The sequence below is a fragment of the Bradyrhizobium sp. U87765 SZCCT0048 genome, from assembly GCF_018131225.1.
In the GTDB taxonomy this organism is placed as follows: domain Bacteria; phylum Pseudomonadota; class Alphaproteobacteria; order Rhizobiales; family Xanthobacteraceae; genus Bradyrhizobium_A.
Genome location: NZ_JAFCMM010000004.1, coordinates 377,346 through 395,897, shown reverse-complemented (window position 1 = coordinate 395,897; position 18,552 = coordinate 377,346). Strand labels below are relative to the sequence as shown.

Genomic DNA, 18,552 nt, shown 5'->3' with positions numbered 1-18,552 from the left:
CAGATCCGCCGCCGCGCAGGACCCCGAACCTATCGCCATCCGATACCGTTTCCATGGCGCACGCGACCGGGGCGGACTCGTTTTCGCATTCATTGAATGGCTTTTTATCGATCGGGTCAGTCGCCTGTTGGGGGCGAGATCGCAAACAGCTTGGGGTTTCCGCGTCGACACCGCACATAGGGCGTGGCATTGCCGGGATTCACCGCGTGTGGTCCGGCGGCCTGAACGATCCCGGGGGGCGACTTGGACGAGACATTGTTGCCGGAGGTAAATCAGCGATGACGCCCGACGCGGCGACCATGATCGCGTATAGCGCCGGCCTGTTCGCGCTGATCTTCGTGTTCTTTCTGTTGTCCTCGCGCGGCAGGGCCGATCGGGTCTGGTTCGCGCTGCCGTTCGCATGCGGCGCTGCGACCGCGCTGTTGATGGTGTATCCGGCGCTGCTGCCGGGGTTGTGGAGTGGGCGCCTCGCGGTGGTCTGCTCTCTGCTGGGCTATGGCGGGGCCTGGCAGGTCGTGCGGGTGGTGAACGGCCGCAAGCCGCGGGTCCTGGCCTTCGTGTTGCCCTGCGTGGTGTGGCTGGGATTGTCGTCGGCGTTCGTGCACGATCTCCATGGCGCGCTCGCGGTGGCCTCCGCGGTCGTTCGCACGGGCCTGATTGCGGCGTTCAATGGTCTCGCCGCCTGGGAGTTGCGGCGTGAGCCGTTGCCGTCGGCGAGGCTGCTGTACCGCGTCTTCGCGGCGTTCGCGGTCTTTCATCTGGCGCGCGCGCTCGGCGTCGTATGGCTGCCGGCGCCGCTCGGCGTCGCATCTCCAGCGATATGGGCGGTGGTGGTCTTCAATCTGTCGGTCGTGACACAGGCGCTGCTGGCGAGCGCGTTCATCATCGCGCTGATGCGCGAGAGCGTGGCGGCTGAAAATCATCGGCTGGCGTTCCAGGACGTCATGACGGGGATCGGCAACCGCCGCGCGTTCCAGGTGAAGATTCTGGAATATGCCGATCGCAGGCAGCCGCAGGGGCTGGCGCTGATCGTCTTCGACATCGATCACTTCAAGTCGATCAACGATCGCTTCGGCCACGCCTTCGGCGATCAGGTCATCGTCCGGGCCGCCGAAGCCGCCAGAAAGGTTCTCCGCCGCCCCGACCAGGTCTTCCGCATCGGCGGCGAGGAGTTCGCCTGCCTGCTCGAGGACGTCACCGAACAGGAAGCCTTCGCCATCGGCGAACGCTTGCGCAGGACGTTCGAAGAAGACGCGCAGCTGGTCGATACCAATGCGGTTGCCGCGACCATCAGCATCGGCGTGGCGTCGGGGAGTTCGCTTGCGGAAGACGTCACGACGCTGCTCGATCGCGCCGATGCCGCCCTCTACGGCGCCAAGGGCGCCGGCCGCAACAAGGTGGTCGCCGCGGCGAGCAACTGCCCGGCATGAGAGCGGCGACCCGGGCTGGAGGCAGGGCGGCCAGGACCGCGATCGCGACGGCGGTCGGCAAGCCTAGGCGATGTAGCCGGAAATGCCGTCCCACAGCAGCTTCAACGAGGTCACGACCAGCAATCCGTAGCAGGCGCGATAGATCTGGCGCTGGTCCAGCCTGCCGTGAAGACGCCAGCCGAGCCAGACGCCGGCGGGAATGGCCAGAAGGCAAACCGCCATCACGATCCAGACATTGCCCGCGGGCTTCGCCAGCAGCAGCCATGGCAGCGCCTTTGTCGCGTTGCCGACCGTGAAGAACAGGCTCGTTGTTCCGGCATAAATCTCCTTGCGAAGACCAAGCGGCAGCAAATACATCGCGAGCGGCGGTCCGCCGGAATGGGCGACCATGGTCGTGACCCCGGAGGCGAGACCTGCGGCAACCGCCTTCGGCGACGAGCGCGGACGGATGGCCACCTCCGAACCCGCAGCGAGCCACAGCGCGACGAAGATCAGGGTGGTCAGCGCCATCACGATCGCAACGGCGCGATGGTCCAGCACGCGAAACAGCAGATAGCCGCAGCCGATGCCGGCCACGAGCCCCGGCAGGAGCAGGACGAGGTCGGGCTTCGACCAGGTCGAGGGCTTCCAGTAGCGCAGCGCGAACAGGTCCATCGCAATGAACAGGGGCGCGAGCAGGCCGCCTGCGGTCACCGGATCCATGACGAATGACAGGAGCGGGATGCCTACGATGGAGAAGCCGCCGCCAAATGCGCCCTTCATGAAACAGATCAGGAAGACGCCCACAAAGGCGATCAGGATTGTCGTGACCGTCAGCTCCATCGGATCATCTCGATATCGGTCGACGCTGTTCACAGGCGCGCCGCGTGCCATGCGGTAGAGCGCATCCCGGCCCCGTGCCGCGGTTCGTCCCGACGGGCTTTGAAAAAAACAGGCCGGGCAGCACCGAAATCCCGCCGATGGTCAGCCCCAGGAAGGCCAGGAACGTCTCGAGATAGTTCACGTGCATGTTCGCCTCCGTTGTTGGATTGCGCGGGCTCGCCCAGTGCAATTTCGCCAACAAGAGAGCTATGCGCCGATACATATCTCGGTGCAATCTGGATATTGATCTCGGTGCAATATTTCCCGGCCCGTCCTGGGCGGCGCACGACGCGCGTCGGCTGGCCGATGCCATTGGCTCGCGCGTGCGAAATGGACGGCGCGCCTGCCATCCGCGAACGCGACAAGCGGCAGCATGCTGCTCACGCCGACGCGACAATGTGGCCGGGCGCAGCCATGGAGGCCGGCGCAGTTCGACCGGCCCGATCTCATCGTCACGAAGCCGGTCGTTGTTAGGTTGCCGCCGCGTGTTGGCGCGGCGACTTTCGTCCGTCACTGCCTGAACGCGTCGACGCGTATCTTGCCCATCGCCAGGTCTGCCGTCCCGAGACTCCAGATTTGCCTCGAATTGAGCCAGTCATACTTGGAGGATGCGGTGGTGAGACGCACGTTCATGACGAGATCGATGATCGGTTCGTTCGCTCGCGGCGTTCCAACGCCCTCAATATGCACGGCAATCCGATGGCCGTCTTCGGCCTCAATTGTGCCTCGGCCGTCGAGATCGGCGCGACCGTCGGCCCGCATCAGAAGGTACTCGACGCCACGGAGTTTGCCTGTGATGCGGCCTTTGATGTCTCCCTCGAACGCCACATCAAATCGTGTCCCTTGCAGGGGCACCTTTTCCCGGCCGCCAAGGACCGCGTCCAGAGCGACACCGTGATCAGCCACTCCTGTAATATTGAGATCACAATGGTAGATCTTTTCGCCACGCATTTCCTGTACCTCGGACATCACAGCCTCCCTTGCGCATCGGCGGGAATCATCCAGACGGACACCGTCTGCCAAACGCCGTCGCCCGCCTGGCGCCGATAAGCGATGTAATCGGCGCCTTCGTCGTGCATCAGCTCGTAGCGATAGGCCTTGACCATCTTTGTCATCGAACTCTCCTTGTCGGTGGCGGACCGCTCACTCGACGTGGCTTCCGCCCTCATCCAATGACATGGAGTGGCCTGTCGGCTTCAGGAACTGGTCGATGTGGAAACGGTCCTTCCAGATCATGGGAGGCACCTGCCCTGCTTTTCTGCCTCCAGTTGGGGACGTCAGGAAAAGAGACGTTGGCCCAAGGGCTGCTTATTGGGCGGCGATCCAGCAGGCGGCTTCCGAAATTTGCGCGGGCGTGGCAGGATTTCGGCGCGTCCTTCCGGATCATGGAAGAGGATTTCGATGGATCGCCTGGATGCGATGTCCACCTTCCTGGCCGTTGTCGAGGCTGGCAGCCTGTCCGCTGCAGCGCGTCGCTTGAAGACGCCGCTGACGACCGTCAGCCGCAAGGTTTCGGAGCTTGAGGCGCACCTTCGGACAAAGCTGTTCAACCGCTCGAGCCGTCAATTGGTGCTCACCGACGCAGGCAGTTCCTATTTGACGGCCTGCAAACGCATTCTGGCCGACGTGAGCGAAGCCGAGCGTATCGCCTCCGGCGAATATACCGCGCCGACAGGCGAGCTGAGTGTGACGACCCCGGTCGGTTTTGGCCGCACTATCCTCATCCCGATCATTGCGGATTTCCTCAAGACCTACCCGGATATCAAGACCAGAATCATCCCGACCGATCGGGTGCTGAGTCTGGTCCAGGAGCAGATCGATGTCGGGGTGCGCATCGGCACCTTGCCGGATAGCAGCCTGATCGCGATCCCGGTCGGCACGACGCGCCGCCTCGCATGCGCCAGTCCCGCCTATCTGGCAGCGCGCGGTCGCCCGCGGACACCAGAGGATCTGGCCGCGCATGATTGCATCAGCTATGCCGGCTTTGAGTCACACGATCTCTGGACATTCGTGAGGGACAGGGCAACCGTCGCGGTGCCGGTGAAGACGCGGCTGATCGTCGGCGGCGCCGAGGCCGCCTGTGCTGCAGCCCGCGCCGGCATCGGAATCACCATCGCATTGTCCTACCAGCTGGGGGCAGCTTCGGACGGCGCAGGTCTGATGACCGTGCTCGACGATTTCCAGCCCGCACCGCGGCCTGTCAATCTCGTGTACTCGGCCAACCGGTTTCTGCCGATCAAGGTGCGAGCGTTCCTCGATTTTGCAACGCCGCGTTTGAAGCAGGTCCTCGCGGAGTTCAATCCGCCGCCTCGCTAGGTGGAATGGACTGCACCGCGCCCGGCAGCCACGTCCACCGGCGTTCATTCCTCGTAGCTGACGCGAGACTGGCAGGGGCGCGCGGTGCGCGCCCCGTTTGCGGTCGGCTCAGATCGACTTGCGGAGCGACTGGAAGGCAGCCCGCATCTCCGCCGTGAACAGCTCGGGCTGCTCCCAGGCGGCGAAATGCCCGCCCTTGCCGGGCTTGTTGTAGTGGATGAGCTTGGGATACGCCTTCTCGGCCCAGCTCCGCGGCGCCTGATAGATCTCGTCGGGGAAGGCGCTGACGGCGACGGGAATCCGGAGCCCTCTGGCGTCGAAGAAGCCACCTTTCGCGACACGCGCTGTGTCCCAGTAAAGGCGCGCCGACGAGATCGCCGTGTTCGTGAGCCAATAGAGGGTGACATTGTCCAGCACGTCATCCGGTGTCAGCCCTTCGGGCGTGCCATCGAAAGAGCGCGCGATCATGCGGTAGCTGCGGATGTCGTGGTCGAGCATCCACGCCGCAAGGCCGACCGGCGAATCGACCAGTCCATACAGCGTCTGCGGACGGCTGTTCATCTCGATCGCGTAGCCCAGCCCGTTCTTGTAGAAATCGTCGAGCTGATCCCAGGCGTGCTTTTCCTCGCTCGACAGGCCGGATGGCGCGGGCGCGCCGGTGGCCAGCGCCTTCGAGACGTCGGCCGGTACGGTCGCGGCCATGTTGGTGTGAATGGCGAGCAGCCCTTGCGGTTGCTGCAGCGCCATGATCTCGGACACGGCATTGCCCCAGTCGCCGCCCTGCGCGACATAGCGCGCGTAGCCCAGGCGCTCCATCAGCGTCGCCCAGGCGCGTGCGATGCGCACCGGCGTCCAGCCGGGAGCCGTCGGCTTGCCGGAGAAGCCGTACCCCGGCAGCGATGGAATCACGAGATGGAAAGCATCCGATGCGCTGCCGCCGTAAGCCGTGGGATCCGTCAGCGGGGCGATGACCTTCATCTGCTCGATGATCGAGCCGGGCCAGCCATGGGTGATGATCATGGGCAGCGCGTCGTCATGCTTCGAGCGAACGTGAATGAAATGGATGTCGAGGCCGTCGATCGTGGTCACGAACTGCGGCAAGGCGTTGAGCCGCGCCTCGACCTTGCGCCAGTCATGGCTGGTCTGCCAGTGGCGGGCGAGCTTCTGGATAGTCGCAAGCCGCACTCCCTGCGAGTCGTCCGTCACGGTCTCCGGGTCGGGCCAGCGCGTGGCAGCGATGCGCCGGCGCAGATCGTTGAGTTGCTCGTCGGTGAATGCGACGCGGAACGGACGTACCGCCTCGGCGGTGGTTGCCGTAGCCTGCGTCGAAGGCAGCAGGCTCGCAGCGCCGAGTGCGGCCGCGCTGAGCGCAGCGGTGCCAAGAAGTCGACGGCGGTCGAGATCGATCGCTTCCGTGTTCCGGTTCGTGGACATGGCGTTCTCCAATACGCGTTCAAATACGGTTGAGGTCGGCTTTCGGTCCCTGGGCATGGCGTGGGATTTGCTCCCGTTGATTGCTGGCTAGATGGCAGCGAGGCCGTGCAGGTCGAGCGCACTGTTGCGGAGTTCGACAGCGTCGACGGAGCGCTCAAACGCCCTTGCCAGGACGCCTCTGCCGATACTCCCGAGGATGAAGCCGAGCACCCGGCCCCTGAGATTCTTGCCGTCGCGCACGACGATCACGTCGATATCGGTCGTGCCGTCGGGGCGAGGCGTGAACGTATAGGTATGGCCGGATGCGCCGCCCCAGACATTGGAGCCGGTCGTCGTCAGGACCACGCGATGAGGATCCGACCAGTCATAGTGCAGGCGCTCCCAGACCCCACCCGAACCTTCCGTGACATCCGCGTGCGATGCGCTCTTGTGATGCACCTTGAGATAGTCGTCGGCGCTGTTGCCAAACACCTGCGACCGGCCCGGCCCGAAGTCGGTGAGCGCGGCAATATACTGCTCGGGCGTTGAGATGGTCCTGCGATGAAGATGAATTGTTGACATGGCTTCCCTGTTCGATGGCTTGCGGCAGAAGCTGCATGTGCCCTGCGGGCACGAGCACTGTGCGGGCGGCGTCTTCGGAGACATGGGGGTGAGGCCGGGCAAAGACAGGCGCGGAAATCGGGAGGAATACTTCCAGATCCTGGAAGGCTCTGGATCGAGCGCACTCGCCTGGAGATGAGGGCGTGCGCAACGCAGCCATGCGGCGCCCCTGCAGGAAGCATGTCGGAGCCGGCGGCCTCATAACAGCCGATATGCGTTTTGTCGTGGTGAGACAGGGCGTCACGAGCAGTGAGCCGCAACCGCAGGTCTCTGCCAGGAGGTCAATACAGTCCATGAAGGTGCGGGGCTGCCGGCACACTGTCGCATTTTTCTGCCACGGGACGTGTTGCGTTCACGTCGGAGTTGGTGATTGGATAGAAATAGCTGCGGCCGGCCAGCTGCAATCGCCGATCCCGGTCCGCGAATGAAACGAGGTGAGCTCCGCACGCCGCCTCGCAGCTCGGTCGGTATCATCTTCAAGAGGAGGTCGTCATGACTTTCGAGGTCACGATCAACGGAGATCGCCATTCGGTCGATGTCGACGGCGATACGCCGCTTCTGTGGGTGTTGCGCGACGTGCTGGGTATGACCGGCACGAAATTCGGCTGCGGCATGGCGCTGTGTGGCGCGTGCACCGTGCATGTCGACGGCGAGGCTGTCCGGTCCTGCATTACGTCGATCGACAGCATCGGCGATGCGAAGGTGACGACCATCGAGGCGATCGGCAAGACGCCGGCGGGTCACAAGATTCAACAGGCCTGGCTCGATCGGGAAGTCCCGCAATGCGGCTACTGCCAGTCCGGGCAGATCATGTCGGCGTCCGCCCTGCTCGCGAGCAAGCCGCAGCCAACGGATGCCGATATCGATGACGCGATGTCGGGCAACATCTGCCGTTGCGGAACCTATGTCCGCATTCGCGAAGCCATCAAGCAAGCCGCGCAATCGGGAGGCTGATCGTGATGCTCAAGTCAACCGAAACCAAGCCAACCACAGCTGGCCTGTCGCGGCGCAGCTTTCTCGGTGTCAGCGCCATGGCGGGCGGCGGCCTGCTGCTCAGCGTGAGCCTGCCGTTCGCAGGTGGCGACAGCGCAGCTGCGACGTCCGACGCGTTCGAGCCGAATGCGTTCATCCGCATCGGCGGCGACGGGCAGATCGTCCTGACCATGCCTTATGTCGAGATGGGGCAGGGCACCTACACCTCGATTCCCATGCTGATCGCCGAGGAACTCGAAGTCGGCCTGAATCAGGTCCGCCTCGAACATGCACCACCGAACGACAAGCTCTACATGAACCCGTTGCTCGGCGTGCAGGCCACCGGCAATTCGAATGCGATTCGCGGTGCCTGGCAGCCGATGCGCAAGGCCGGCGCGACCGCGCGGACGATGCTCGTCGCGGCGGCAGCGCGACGCTGGAACGTGGATGCCGGCTCCTGCCGGGCGGAGAACGGCGAGGTGCGGCATCCGGCGTCGGGACGCAGCCTCGGTTACGGTGCGCTTGCGGCCGATGCGGCGCAGATGCCGGTGCCGGAAAACGTGACGCTGAAGACGCCGGCCGATTTCAGGCTGATCGGCACGCCGGCGAAGCGGCTCGACACGCCTGCCAAGATCAACGGCACCGCGGTCTACGGCATCGATGCCCGGCCGCCCGGGGTGAAGATTGCCACGCTCGCCCAATCGCCCGTGTTCGGCGGACGGGTGAAGCGCGTGGACGATGCCGCAGCCCGGGCCATCAAGGGTGTGCGCCAGATCGTGCGGCTCGATGATGCGGTTGCGGTGGTGGCGGACCATATGGGCGCGGCCAGGAAAGGCCTCGCCGCGCTGACCATCGAGTGGGACGAGGGGCCGCACGCCCGGCTTGCGACCGCCGACGTCGCTCGCGCGCTCGAAAGCGCCACGACGAAAGCGGGCGCGGTGGCGCAGAACGTCGGCGACGTCGACAAGGCAATGGCCGGCGCCGCAAGCAAGGTCGAGGCGACCTATGAGGTGCCGTTCCTCGCGCATGCGACCATGGAGCCGATGAACTGCACCGTGCATGTCCGGCAGGACGGTTGCGAGATCTGGGTCGGCAGCCAGGTGCTCGGGCGTGCACAGGCCGCAGCGGCCAAGGTTTTGGGGATGCCGCCCGAAAAGGTGGTGGTGCACAATCACCTGCTCGGCGGCGGCTTTGGCCGCAGGCTCGAAGTCGATGGTGTGGTCCGTGCGGTCGAGATCGCCCGGCAGGTCGACGCGCCGGTGAAGGTTGTCTGGACGCGCGAGGAGGACATCCAGCACGACATGTATCGTCCCTATTGGTTCGACCGGATCGCGGTCGGCCTCGACAAGACGGGCAAGCCGATCGCCTGGAACAACCGCTTTGCCGGGTCTTCGGTGATCGCGCGCTGGCTGCCTCCCGCATTCCAGAACGGGCTCGATCCCGATACGACCGAAGGCGCCATCGACCTCGTCTACGACATCCCCAACTTCCATGTCGAATATGTGCGGGTCGAACCGCCCGGCATTCCGACGGCGTTCTGGCGCAGCGTCGGGCCCTCGCACAACGTCTTCGTCACGGAAAGCGTCATCGACGAGCTGGCCGCGGCGGCGAAGCAGGACCCGGTCGACTATCGGCGGGCGCTGCTCGACAAGTCGCCCCGCGCCAGGGCCGTGCTGGACCTTGCGGCGGCAAAGGCCGGTTGGGGACAGCCGTTGCCGAAAGGGAGCGGCCGCGGCGTGTCGCTGCAGTTCGTGTTCGGCAGTTACCTCGCGCAAGTCGCCGAGGTCGAGGTTGCGAAGGATGGCGTAGTGCGTGTTCGGCGTATCGTCTGTGCCATGGATTGCGGCGCCGTCGTCAATCCCGATACGGTCCGGGCGCAGATCCAGAGCGGGGCGATCTTCGGCACCACTGCGGCGCTCTACGGCGAGATCACGCTGAAAGACGGCCGTGTCGAGCAGACCAACTTCGATACGTATCAGATGCTGCGCATCAACGAGGCGCCGGCGATCGAGGTTCACATCGTGCAGAGCGTCGAGCCGCCGGGTGGAATGGGCGAGACCGGAACCTCGGCGGCGGTGCCGGCGATCGCCAACGCCATCTTCGCGGCGACCGGCAAGCGGCTGCGCAAGATGCCGGTCGACAGCGCCCAGTTGAAGCAGACGTAGCGTTTGATCTGTTTGTTGATAGGAGCGCGCCCGATTTGCGGCCTTTGACGCCTTTTCACCGAAGGGGAGGAAGCCAATGCATCCGCTGCGCAAACTGCGAGAAACGGGTGGCGCCACGGCCGCTCAGGTAAGCGCGTTGCTTGCCGAAAACGTTGTATTCAACAGTCCGATTCTGGTGCGGGCGATCGCGGGACGTGATGTCGTCGCGGCGATCTTCGCCCAATCGAGCTCTACGCGAGGCTCGGGCGCTTACACGGCCGAATTCAAGCTCGACGACCGCACGACGTTCTTGCGCTGGGAAGGAAGCATGGACGGTCACAAGATCGAGAGCCTTGAAGTCATCGTGGATGACGAGCAGGGGCTGATCGTGGAGCGCACGATTGCCCTTCGCCCCTATCCAGCGGTGAAACTGTTCCGCGATGCCATGTACGCCTCGCTCAAGGACAAGCTGCCCGCCGATATCTGGGACTACCCGACATCGTGACGTGACCAGGGCGGATTGCGAAACCGGATCGGTAGCCAGCCGCTGAGCGCGCGCAACCAGGTGCTTCAGTTATCGCGTTGGCAGACAGGCAAAAATGGCGCACCCGACACGATTCGAACGTGTGACCTTTGCCTTCGGAGGGCAATAAAAACACTTATTTCAGAGTTTAAAGCAAGAAAAATCAATAACTTATCATCGCTCTGGGTCGCGGATTATCGCTAAAAGTCGCCCCTTACTGTGCCAAAATTGTGCCAGCTAAAATCACGTCTCTGATGCAGTTCTGATCGTCAGCGATCACGAGCGATGATGCTTAACGGTCGGCGACCGGCGCTACGCCTGTCGTGCAACGGCGACGGCGCTGGTCACAAGTCGAAAAGGATTGTCGCGGCTTCGCTGGAGCCGAGATTGCGCGCGCTCGCTGGCGCGCGCATGTGCTGTGTTCTGCGGCCGGCGGGGTGGCCTCATACAGCTTCGGGCCATAGGTATTCTTTTAGCCGTGCTGACACTTCCTCTGCCGCTGTTTGAGCGTGAGCATCGAGCACGCCTACGAGATGGCGTCCATTCCAGTCTACCGCATAGCCATCGCACAATCGCTCGAACAGCGGCTCAAGTTCTTTTGCGAGCCTGATCGCTGCGCGCCGAGACGTCATAGCATTTATTCGCCACCGGCGCGCATGTCCGAGCGTGACGTACAGCGGTTCGGTGTTCCGCTCCCAGTAGGTAAAATTGACCACACGATGCTTCAGGCCGAGCTCGATGTACGCAGGGAGGGGCTCAAACTCTCCCATCGGCTGACACAACAGCGGACGCTTCGAGCCTTTCGTTGGGGGGGCGATCGTAAGCATGTAGTCCTCCTTATGTTCACCGCGCGTGCTGGGCGGCACAGGTTGCAGTGCGCTCCCGCTCCGGACACACCAGAGCGTTGCGTCTCCAACCACCCCGGGTGGGGTCAAAACGAGCGGAAGGAGGGGCCGCTCGCATATCTGAACAACTCAACTATCCTAGAGACGGCTGGAGATACAATTCTTCAGTGCAAACAACGTTAATCACTAATTGACATCATGGCCACGAATGCCCCTGTCGTCGTCAAAGAGCCGTTCTCAGCGTTGAACAGGCAATTCCCGTCCGCAAAGTCGCCTGAGCCAACCGGTGGCACTCTTGCGGGGTACTCATTCGGCGAAGGCCACGGTCTGAGGCAGATTGACCGAGCGAAAGGCCCTGCTCAGGCCGCTTAGGCGACGGCGGAGAGCGATGATCTGCGACGCAGGCACACAATCCACAGCCCTGCGAGACTGTCAGCGTTGACATTTTTCGGTTATCGGGTGAGCTTTTTCATCAAGAGCGAACTGTGGGTCGCTCTTGAGAGCGCCCTAGATCCCATCGGTCGGGATATGTACGTAAACTAAACCATGATTTGACCGCGCCATCTGGGCGGGCCGCGGCCTCTCATTGATATGATGGGGCTGCACATGCCAACGCATACCCGCGCGCCAGGAGGCGCGCCCGACACTGCTCCGCTTCCGGCTGATCCGATTTTAGCTGATTATCGCCGCGCTGCGGCGTTGCTGGGCATAACCCCCGGCGCGCTTCGTGATCTTTGTTATCGTGGCCGCGGCCCGGTGCAGATAAAAATTGGCCGACGAACACTGTTCGCAGTAGCTGATTTGCACGCTTTTGTCGCTGCACATCGATCGCCGTTGCTACAGCGGCCCACCGCAGAGCAACCACGCCGGAAGCGCGGCCGGCCCTCGATAGCGGAAATGATGGCACAGCCGCTGCGGGGTGATGAATGATCGAGCAGGCTGCCGCTATTGTTGCGCAGCCGCGGAAGCGGCTCATCGCAGCCTCACCATTCGTCTGGCGTCATCCCTCATCAATTCCACCGCGTGAATGGCTTTATGGCCGGCACTATATCCGCCGCTTCCTGTCGGCGACCGTGGCGCCCGGCGCTGCTGGAAAATCATCCCTAATCCTCGCTGAAGCGATCGCAATGGCGAGTGGGCGGCCGTTGTTGGGTGTCAAAGTTCAACAACCGCTCCGGGTTTGGGTTTGGAATGGCGAGGATCCGCTTGAGGAGCTCCAGCGTCGGGTCGGCGCGATCATGCTGCATTTTGGCATCGATCCGATTGAAATCGCCGGAAATCTATTCCTTGATTCAGGTCGAGTGAGCGAAATGATCATCGCGAGCGGGGCGCCCGGCGGGGCACTCATACACAGCCCCGTCGTTGATGCAGTGATCGCGGCGATAATTGAATGGAAAATTGACGTTTTCTCCGTCGACCCATTCATTAGCTCTCATTTGGTCAACGAAAACGACAATGGTCAAATTGGCGCTGTAGCGAAAACTTGGGCGCGAATAGCGGACTCGACCCGTGCAGCTGTTGAACTCGTCCACCACCTGCGGAAGGGCTTGGGTGACGGGGATAGAACCGCGGATGACGCGCGGGGGGCTGGTGCACTTGTCGCTGCCGCCAGGTCGGTCCGAGTGATCAATACAATGACAAAGAAAGAAGCCGAGAAATTCGGTGTCGATCAGCCGCGCTCATATTTTCGTGTCGACGACGGGAAGGCTAACTTAGCCCCGCTCGAGGCGGCGCGATGGCACCGCCTGACCAGCGTGGACCTCGGCAACTCGACCGAAGAAAGGCAGTCGGATCACGTCGCTGTGGTGGAGGAATGGAAGCGGCCAGACCCATTTAGCGAAGTGACCATCCACCATCTACGCGAGGTACAGAAACGCGTAGCCGCCGGCGCGGCCCGACGGGACGCGCAGTCTGCAGCATGGGTGGGAATTATCGTTGCCGACGTCATCGGTATCGACCTTGGCGATGTTGCGGGGCGGGGCATGGTGAAGTCAATCGTGGCAAAGTGGATCGAAAACGACGTGTTGCGGGTCGTGGAAAAAGAGGACAAGGGCCGCGTCAAGAGAAAGTATGTCGTCGCCGGGGTTGCCGTTTGACCTGCTGCTCCACCTCGATGTGGTGCAGCGGAGCAACGTGGAGCAGTGGAGCGCTTGCGCCACTGCTCCACCCTCCACCTCCTGTCTTGGAGGTGGAGGGTGGTGGTGCTGCTGCATCGGGGAGAGGTGGAGCAATCCACGAAGCCGCGCCGCCGCGCGGCGCGGAAAAAAGAAGCGGGGCCCTGTTAAGAGGCCGGAAAAGGGTGCGGACCGTGTGCAGTTGCTGCCGAAGCCCGAGTGTTTGATTATGTGGCTTCATTAAAGTGTTGGAGGATTGGTGATGACAGACGTGCGACCACTACGACCACTTGAGCGGTTGGCATGCGCCGAGGACGCTGAAAACGAGAATAGGCAGCAGCTCGTGGCCCGCATCAAGCGGAGCAGCAAGTACTCCTATCAGGCTCCCGAAGATGGATGGTTCGATGTCCGCGTCGTGCCCGACATGGGGTACGGCCTGCAAGGCAATAACAACAATTACCGCTTTGGCGATGTTGTCTTTGGTGTTCGCCTTGAAGACGGCAGTATCGTCGAACTCACGTCAGGATGAGCCATGACCACCATTAGAAGACGGGATCAACGATCATGCTCATTCTTGATTGCCTACCGGTAGTCCGCGCCTTCGTGGTCGCTGGCGCGGCCGTTGAGCAGGCCAAAATCACCCCGGTTGTTCAAAAAATGATCGATGTTGCCACCGAGGCCCTTCGTCGCGGCTGGGAACCAGCTCACGCGGCCGATAGCGCCTGGCGCCTCGCCAAATTTGCGGCCAGCGACGTTAAGTTGCGACCATTTCCTTTTGTCGACGAAACCGGCGTAGTCGCCATGGGCTGGGCGATGCTCCTGACGCCCTGATGGATGCTAAAGTTACGCCCGTTGACCTTTTTTATTCGTTGCGCCGACGGCCGTCTGCGTCGAGCACCGCGGTGCAGCTCGGTTGAAATTCTGCGGCGAAGCATTTCGCGGGCCCTGCAAAAAAAGAATCTATACCTGGACCAAATCGCTGTCGTCACGCTCCGGCTGGCTCGCATTCGCGGCGCTACCCTCGCATTGATGCCGTCCGCCCGCGCGGGCGGCGGGCTCGTGTGGCTGGCTGTGCTGGTTCCGATCGAAGGTCAGAGGCTGCAGTTGCGCCGGCCATTGCTTGTCCACGCCACACTGTTCACAGCTATTTTATTGCGTGCTTTTACGGCTGCGCTGCGATCGCGTGCGACGACCAGCGATATCTGACGTCATCACCTCAACCTTTCTTGCCCTGACCTCGCCCTTGATATCGCCCGCGCGCGATTGCGCAGGCGATCAATCGTCGTCACGTTCAATCTTGAAGGTCAGCAGATGGAAGTAGCCAGCCATGTTGCTGGTGCCCTGATCGGGCCCCAGCAACGCTTGCCGGCCGCGCTTCGCTTGCCAACTCAAAAACATCGGAGGTTTTTTTGACCGCAAGTGATGGCCAGGCTGAAAACGTAACCGCGCCGCAGAGAAAAATCTGGGGGCGCCCGCGCGCGATCCAGCCGCGCACACGCGTCATCAAGCTACGTGTGACCCCGGCCGAGTCCACGGCCATCCAGACGTCAGCCGCTGCATCGCGGTTGCCCGTCGCCATTTTTGTTCGGCGGAGGGCCCTCGGTCAGGCGGTTACTGCGGCGGCTGCTCACATCGATATTGAGGTGATCACCCATCTCGGCAAAATCGGAAATAACCTGAATCAAGCCGCTCGACTCGCGCATGAAGGTCGCGCGCCAGGTTGGCCGGCTGATGACATTGATGCGCTGCGCCGGGAGCTGAATGCGATTTCGACGGCGCTGGCCACAAAGGTCGGCCGATGATCGAATTCAAGTTGGTCGGGCTCGATACGATGGCTGTTCCAGTCAAAAACTTGCGCGCGATCGGCGATCCGCTCCTTACCCCTCCTTGGGGCGACCGATGTGGCCGTCCCATAGCTCAGATTTGTATCGACGAGGTAGAATCGGCGATTGCCAAGGGTGATATTTCCCCGGTCCATTGGGCAAAAAATTGGAGCTTTTCCCGCGGGCAACACATCGCGCGCATCGCCGCGCTTGTTGTCGATCCCGATGCGACGCCGATCGAAGTTGACCTTGGTTTTCCGGGCCACGGATATTTCCCGCCGTGGCCTATTTTCGATGGAAACCACAGATTCTGTGCAGCGATAGTTCGCTGTGACCAATTTATCGTCGCGAACCTTCGCGGCGATGCCGAGCATATTGAAGGGGGCCTCGGAATCGTCCCGCGCATCCGGGTGGTCACATGATGCGCCGCGCCCGGGCCATGTGGTGGGCTCACCAGTGGCGCCTCGCCGCTGAGTGGTACGAGCATCTCCTGGCAACGGTCGGCCAAAAGCGGAAGCCCAAGCCCAGGCCCAGGCCGGCAACCCAGCGGCGCCAGCGATCGCCGCAAACCGCTATGTTGCCTCCCGTGATTGCGCCGTCCCGCGCTGCGATTTCTTGGCTGCTCGGGTACTCTGCCTTTGTCGCGACTGTAATCACTGCCTTGCGCACGGCTTTTCAAGCATTCCGCGAGCCAGTGGAACCGCGACTGCGCGATTACGATGACCTCGTAAAGTCATTGAACGAGCGTCGCCGGGCGGCGGGACTTCCTCCGGCTGCCGAAAACAAATGGCGCGATCCAACCAATGAGTATCTCAAGCCACGCCCGAGACGCTCGCAGGAGCCTAGCCCGGACCCCGTTCCCGTCGACGGAGAGGGGGCCTACGAGCTACGGCCGCCCTCGGCCGGGGGTGACGATGGCCACGGGGGAGGGCCCCGTCTGTGATCGGCAAAATAATCAAAGGCGTCGACGCAGCCGGCCTACTGGCGTACGTATCGGCGGCTCAGGACGCCGCCGGCCGCGAGCGTGAAACTGTCATCGATCTCGGCGGCACAATTACTGGCGAGACCACTGCCGAGCAGGTGGCCCTTTTCAAAATGCTCGCCGACCAGCGTCCTACCGTCACGGCCCCCGTTTCACACCTCATGCTCCGCTGGACCGCTGCCGACCATCCATCGCTCGCTGAGCAAACTCTTATGGCCGAACTGCATGCAACATCATTGGGTTATCGGCACTGGCGCGCTTTTTCTCATGGCGACCACCTCCACATTGCGGCGAGTCGTATCAACGCCGATGGCTCCGTCGTCGCCGATAACTGGGACTGGAAACGTGCAGAGGAGAGCGTTCGCGCGCTCGAGCTGAAATTTGGTCTCGCCCAGATCGAGAGTTCTCACCTTCTCGACCCGTCAAAGCGCGATGATCACCGCGCGTCCCTGTCTGCCGCAGAGCTTGGCGCAGCAGGCCGCGGCGAGCCAAGTGTTCGGCTGCAACTCCAGGAAGCTGTTGATGCTGCGATTTCCGGCGGCGCAACCTTCATCGACTTTGTCACACGGCTGCGGGCCGCTGGCGTGGAAGTTCGGCCAAACGTGCAGTCCACGGGCCGGGTGGCCGGCCTAAGTTTTATTTTGGACGGTGTCGAAATGCGCGGCTCGACCTTGGGCAAGGCTTATTCGTGGGGCCGTTTACAAGAAAGGGGCGTGAATTATGACGAACAAAGAGATCGCGACATCGCTTGCGAGTGCGTCCGCAGATGCGAGGCGGCGAGAAATCCGGGCGGAGATGGATCAAGCGCGCGACCAAATGATCGAGATCATGACCACTCACACAGCCGCGATCGAGAACTTGGCCTCAACGCTCAATCCAGTCGCACAATCGATCGCACAGCTGACGACCGAGGCGCGGAATACGCTGGGCGCCCTGAGTCACGAGGCAAAATCGTCGCTGAACGCGGTTCAGATGACCGCGGCGAGTCTGCCATCATCGCACTCCGTAGCGGTGAAACAGGCCGCCGAAAATTTGGAGAAAAGAGTCACGAGCCTGATGTACCTCGTGAGCGACGTCAGCAACCAGGCGAAGTCGGTCTCAAATTACGCGAAGCAAGTCGATCAACGGCAGCGTCGAAGTCAATTGTCGGTGGCAATAGTGACCGGGGTGATCGCCGCGATGCCGGGGACGCTGATCGGTCTCGCCATCGGGCGGGCCGCGGGCATGTCGCCCGTACGACTGCTGTCGGCGCTCTTGCCCCCGTGGTGATCCCCGGCGACGCGACCGCAGAGGAAGCCCTGCGCCTGTGGGCCGACGGCGAGAGGCGCAAGCTGGATGCTCTTGCAGCCCTTCATGCCGAACTTAATGCACCCGTGAGGAGCCCCACGATGTCGCCATTTTCATCACCGTCACTTAGGCGCCTGACCGCGATTGCACAGGTCGTTGTGAAAAACGATCCGACCGCGGACCAGGTCCGCCGGCAAGTCCAGGCGTTTGCTTGCCCGGCGTTCGAGGTTGGGGTCATTCCGCCCAAACATCGGGCCGACCTGAAGCCGGAGCGCACGCGCCGATTTGCGGCCGCGCAACTGGCGGAAAGCCGCACCATCGCGTGGCTGAAGCGCATGAACGCGCTTGATCGCGACATTTTTGTTCGGCCCGCTGCACTTGATGACGAACGTCGGCCACCACTGGTTTTTGTTGACGACCTCAGAGCTGACCAGGTCGCGCAGATGAAGCGGGCCGGATTTCCGCTCGCCATTGAGGTCGAGTCGAGCCCAGGCCGATTTCATGGCTGGTGTCGCGTGGCTGGTGACCCGATTACCCGCGTTGAAGCGCAACAGTTGGCCCGGGAACTCTCTAGACGCTTCGGCGGCGATCCCGGCGCTGCCAGTTGGAATCAGTATGGCCGTCTCGCCGGGTTCACTAATCGGAAAAGAGAACGTCGTAGCGAGCGTGGCGCACCCTTTGCAAAGCTGCACGCTGCGTCCGGTGACATCGCGGCCGCCGGCCCTAAGCTCCTGTTAGAAGTGAGAGCTACCTTGCAGTTGCAAGATCAAAATGCCCGCGCGGCGCATAATGAACAACACTACCGCGCCCGCCGCGCTGAAGATCGACAGCGCGCCGCCGTGGATCTGGGTGGAGCACAGTATTTGGCGTCTGCTGCGGAGGCTTTTCGTGCCGCCCGCAGCCGGGCCGATGTGCGTCGGGCCGACGGTAGTCGTGATGAGTCGCGTGCTGATTTCGCCGCGGCCGCCACGATGTTGGAACAGGGCTGGGAGCCCGCGCACGCGGAAGCCGCCATACTGGAGTCGTCACCCAATGTGTACGAGCGTCATCACGATGCCGGGCAATATGCTAGACGCACAGTTGACGCCGTGCGCCGGCGAATTGCAGTTTCTCGTCCGAGAAAGGGCACCTTGCCGACGCCGCGATGATAGCTTCATCGCGCACGGCGGGGCGCCCTAGTCGGACCACACCTTATGATGCTTTTGCACTTCGTTGAGTTCA

At 62.6% G+C, this 18,552-nt stretch carries 20 protein-coding genes; 13 read left to right on the top strand and 7 right to left on the bottom strand.

Going from position 1 to position 18,552, the window contains the following annotated elements; translation table 11 throughout:
* The first annotated feature begins 278 nt into the window (after positions 1–278).
* Positions 279–1,430, top strand: a complete 1,152-nt coding sequence (locus tag JQ639_RS24645) for a GGDEF domain-containing protein (protein ID WP_211968930.1) — start codon at positions 279–281, stop codon at positions 1,428–1,430.
* A gap of 63 nt (positions 1,431–1,493) precedes the next feature.
* On the opposite strand, the gene JQ639_RS24640 is transcribed toward JQ639_RS24645, so the two are convergent.
* The 4 genes from JQ639_RS24640 to JQ639_RS24625 form a co-directional block, all read right to left on the bottom strand.
* Entirely contained in the window at positions 1,494–2,252 is a 759-nt protein-coding gene (locus JQ639_RS24640; RefSeq protein WP_211968931.1) for a sulfite exporter TauE/SafE family protein, read from the bottom strand.
* 4 nt (positions 2,253–2,256) lie between these two features.
* Positions 2,257–2,439 carry a hypothetical protein gene (locus JQ639_RS24635; protein WP_211968932.1) on the bottom strand — a complete coding sequence of 61 codons (183 nt, stop codon included), beginning with the start codon at positions 2,437–2,439 and terminating at the stop codon, positions 2,257–2,259.
* A 362-nt stretch (positions 2,440–2,801) separates the two neighbouring features.
* Positions 2,802–3,260 carry a DUF3237 family protein gene (locus JQ639_RS24630; RefSeq protein ID WP_249123448.1) on the bottom strand — a complete coding sequence of 153 codons (459 nt, stop codon included), beginning with the start codon at positions 3,258–3,260 and terminating at the stop codon, positions 2,802–2,804.
* Complete coding sequence (locus JQ639_RS24625; RefSeq protein WP_211968933.1) at positions 3,260–3,406, bottom strand: hypothetical protein; 147 nt, start codon at positions 3,404–3,406, stop codon at positions 3,260–3,262. Before JQ639_RS24625 ends, JQ639_RS24630 begins: the two co-directional genes overlap by 1 nt.
* Positions 3,407–3,692: 286 nt before the next feature.
* Here JQ639_RS24625 and JQ639_RS24620 point away from each other — a divergent pair, with 286 nt between their 5' ends.
* Positions 3,693–4,607, top strand: a complete 915-nt coding sequence (locus JQ639_RS24620) for a LysR family transcriptional regulator (protein ID WP_211968934.1) — start codon at positions 3,693–3,695, stop codon at positions 4,605–4,607.
* A 108-nt stretch (positions 4,608–4,715) separates the two neighbouring features.
* Here JQ639_RS24620 and JQ639_RS24615 read toward each other — a convergent pair whose 3' ends face one another.
* Positions 4,716–6,041, bottom strand: a complete 1,326-nt coding sequence (locus JQ639_RS24615; RefSeq protein WP_211968935.1) for an epoxide hydrolase family protein — start codon at positions 6,039–6,041, stop codon at positions 4,716–4,718.
* 87 nt (positions 6,042–6,128) lie between these two features.
* Positions 6,129–6,602, bottom strand: coding sequence for a hypothetical protein (locus tag JQ639_RS24610; RefSeq protein WP_211968936.1), 474 nt, complete (start codon positions 6,600–6,602; stop codon positions 6,129–6,131).
* A gap of 531 nt (positions 6,603–7,133) precedes the next feature.
* On the opposite strand from JQ639_RS24610, the gene JQ639_RS24605 reads away from it, so the two are divergent.
* The 3 genes from JQ639_RS24605 to JQ639_RS24595 all read left to right on the top strand — a co-directional run bounded on the left by JQ639_RS24605 (position 7,134) and on the right by JQ639_RS24595 (position 10,262).
* The gene (locus tag JQ639_RS24605) at positions 7,134–7,595 is read left to right on the top strand and encodes a (2Fe-2S)-binding protein (RefSeq protein WP_211968937.1); all 462 of its coding nucleotides are present in this window, start codon (positions 7,134–7,136) and stop codon (positions 7,593–7,595) included.
* Positions 7,596–7,600: 5 nt separating this feature from the next.
* A complete protein-coding gene (locus JQ639_RS24600) occupies positions 7,601–9,778 on the top strand; it encodes a xanthine dehydrogenase family protein molybdopterin-binding subunit (protein ID WP_211968938.1) in 2,178 nt (725 codons plus the stop codon).
* 76 nt (positions 9,779–9,854) lie between these two features.
* The gene (locus tag JQ639_RS24595; RefSeq protein ID WP_211968939.1) at positions 9,855–10,262 is read left to right on the top strand and encodes a hypothetical protein; all 408 of its coding nucleotides are present in this window, start codon (positions 9,855–9,857) and stop codon (positions 10,260–10,262) included.
* A 461-nt stretch (positions 10,263–10,723) separates the two neighbouring features.
* On the opposite strand, the gene JQ639_RS24590 is transcribed toward JQ639_RS24595, so the two are convergent.
* Positions 10,724–11,107 (bottom strand): hypothetical protein, encoded by a 384-nt coding sequence (locus tag JQ639_RS24590; RefSeq protein WP_211968940.1) that lies wholly within the window; start codon positions 11,105–11,107, stop codon positions 10,724–10,726.
* 609 nt (positions 11,108–11,716) lie between these two features.
* On the opposite strand from JQ639_RS24590, the gene JQ639_RS24585 reads away from it, so the two are divergent.
* From JQ639_RS24585 to JQ639_RS24550, 8 genes are all read left to right on the top strand, one after another.
* Complete coding sequence (locus JQ639_RS24585) at positions 11,717–12,055, top strand: helix-turn-helix transcriptional regulator (RefSeq protein WP_349644783.1); 339 nt, start codon at positions 11,717–11,719, stop codon at positions 12,053–12,055.
* Complete coding sequence (locus JQ639_RS24580) at positions 12,052–13,221, top strand: AAA family ATPase (RefSeq protein WP_211968942.1); 1,170 nt, start codon at positions 12,052–12,054, stop codon at positions 13,219–13,221. Before JQ639_RS24585 ends, JQ639_RS24580 begins: the two co-directional genes overlap by 4 nt.
* A 280-nt stretch (positions 13,222–13,501) precedes the next feature.
* Positions 13,502–13,768 (top strand): hypothetical protein, encoded by a 267-nt coding sequence (locus tag JQ639_RS24575; protein ID WP_249123449.1) that lies wholly within the window; start codon positions 13,502–13,504, stop codon positions 13,766–13,768.
* Positions 13,769–13,803: 35 nt separating this feature from the next.
* Positions 13,804–14,070 (top strand): hypothetical protein, encoded by a 267-nt coding sequence (locus JQ639_RS24570; RefSeq protein WP_211968943.1) that lies wholly within the window; start codon positions 13,804–13,806, stop codon positions 14,068–14,070.
* Between the two features lie 21 nt (positions 14,071–14,091).
* Positions 14,092–14,445, top strand: a complete 354-nt coding sequence (locus JQ639_RS24565) for a hypothetical protein (protein ID WP_211968944.1) — start codon at positions 14,092–14,094, stop codon at positions 14,443–14,445.
* Positions 14,446–14,648: 203 nt separating this feature from the next.
* Positions 14,649–15,041, top strand: coding sequence for a plasmid mobilization protein (locus JQ639_RS24560; RefSeq protein WP_211968945.1), 393 nt, complete (start codon positions 14,649–14,651; stop codon positions 15,039–15,041).
* On the top strand, positions 15,038–15,484 hold the full coding sequence (locus JQ639_RS24555) for a hypothetical protein (protein ID WP_211968946.1): 447 nt from the start codon (positions 15,038–15,040) through the stop codon (positions 15,482–15,484). The genes JQ639_RS24560 and JQ639_RS24555 overlap by 4 nt, the downstream gene beginning before the upstream one ends.
* Positions 15,485–16,001: 517 nt before the next feature.
* Positions 16,002–18,479 (top strand): DNA-primase RepB domain-containing protein, encoded by a 2,478-nt coding sequence (locus JQ639_RS24550; RefSeq protein WP_211968947.1) that lies wholly within the window; start codon positions 16,002–16,004, stop codon positions 18,477–18,479.
* Positions 18,480–18,552 lie beyond the last annotated feature (73 nt).

Coding starts and splice junctions, on each gene's coding strand:
- JQ639_RS24575 (WP_249123449.1), top strand. CDS start 13,502: ATGACAGACGTGCGACCACTACGACCACTTGAGCGGTTGGCATGCGCC.
- JQ639_RS24605 (WP_211968937.1), top strand. CDS start 7,134: ATGACTTTCGAGGTCACGATCAACGGAGATCGCCATTCGGTCGATGTC.
- JQ639_RS24635 (WP_211968932.1), bottom strand. CDS start 2,439: ATGCACGTGAACTATCTCGAGACGTTCCTGGCCTTCCTGGGGCTGACC.
- JQ639_RS24600 (WP_211968938.1), top strand. CDS start 7,601: ATGCTCAAGTCAACCGAAACCAAGCCAACCACAGCTGGCCTGTCGCGG.
- JQ639_RS24555 (WP_211968946.1), top strand. CDS start 15,038: ATGATCGAATTCAAGTTGGTCGGGCTCGATACGATGGCTGTTCCAGTC.
- JQ639_RS24615 (WP_211968935.1), bottom strand. CDS start 6,041: ATGTCCACGAACCGGAACACGGAAGCGATCGATCTCGACCGCCGTCGA.
- JQ639_RS24595 (WP_211968939.1), top strand. CDS start 9,855: ATGCATCCGCTGCGCAAACTGCGAGAAACGGGTGGCGCCACGGCCGCT.
- JQ639_RS24620 (WP_211968934.1), top strand. CDS start 3,693: ATGGATCGCCTGGATGCGATGTCCACCTTCCTGGCCGTTGTCGAGGCT.
- JQ639_RS24630 (WP_249123448.1), bottom strand. CDS start 3,260: ATGTCCGAGGTACAGGAAATGCGTGGCGAAAAGATCTACCATTGTGAT.
- JQ639_RS24590 (WP_211968940.1), bottom strand. CDS start 11,107: ATGCTTACGATCGCCCCCCCAACGAAAGGCTCGAAGCGTCCGCTGTTG.
- JQ639_RS24570 (WP_211968943.1), top strand. CDS start 13,804: ATGCTCATTCTTGATTGCCTACCGGTAGTCCGCGCCTTCGTGGTCGCT.
- JQ639_RS24610 (WP_211968936.1), bottom strand. CDS start 6,602: ATGTCAACAATTCATCTTCATCGCAGGACCATCTCAACGCCCGAGCAG.
- JQ639_RS24645 (WP_211968930.1), top strand. CDS start 279: ATGACGCCCGACGCGGCGACCATGATCGCGTATAGCGCCGGCCTGTTC.
- JQ639_RS24580 (WP_211968942.1), top strand. CDS start 12,052: ATGATCGAGCAGGCTGCCGCTATTGTTGCGCAGCCGCGGAAGCGGCTC.
- JQ639_RS24585 (WP_349644783.1), top strand. CDS start 11,717: ATGATGGGGCTGCACATGCCAACGCATACCCGCGCGCCAGGAGGCGCG.
- JQ639_RS24625 (WP_211968933.1), bottom strand. CDS start 3,406: ATGACAAAGATGGTCAAGGCCTATCGCTACGAGCTGATGCACGACGAA.
- JQ639_RS24640 (WP_211968931.1), bottom strand. CDS start 2,252: ATGGAGCTGACGGTCACGACAATCCTGATCGCCTTTGTGGGCGTCTTC.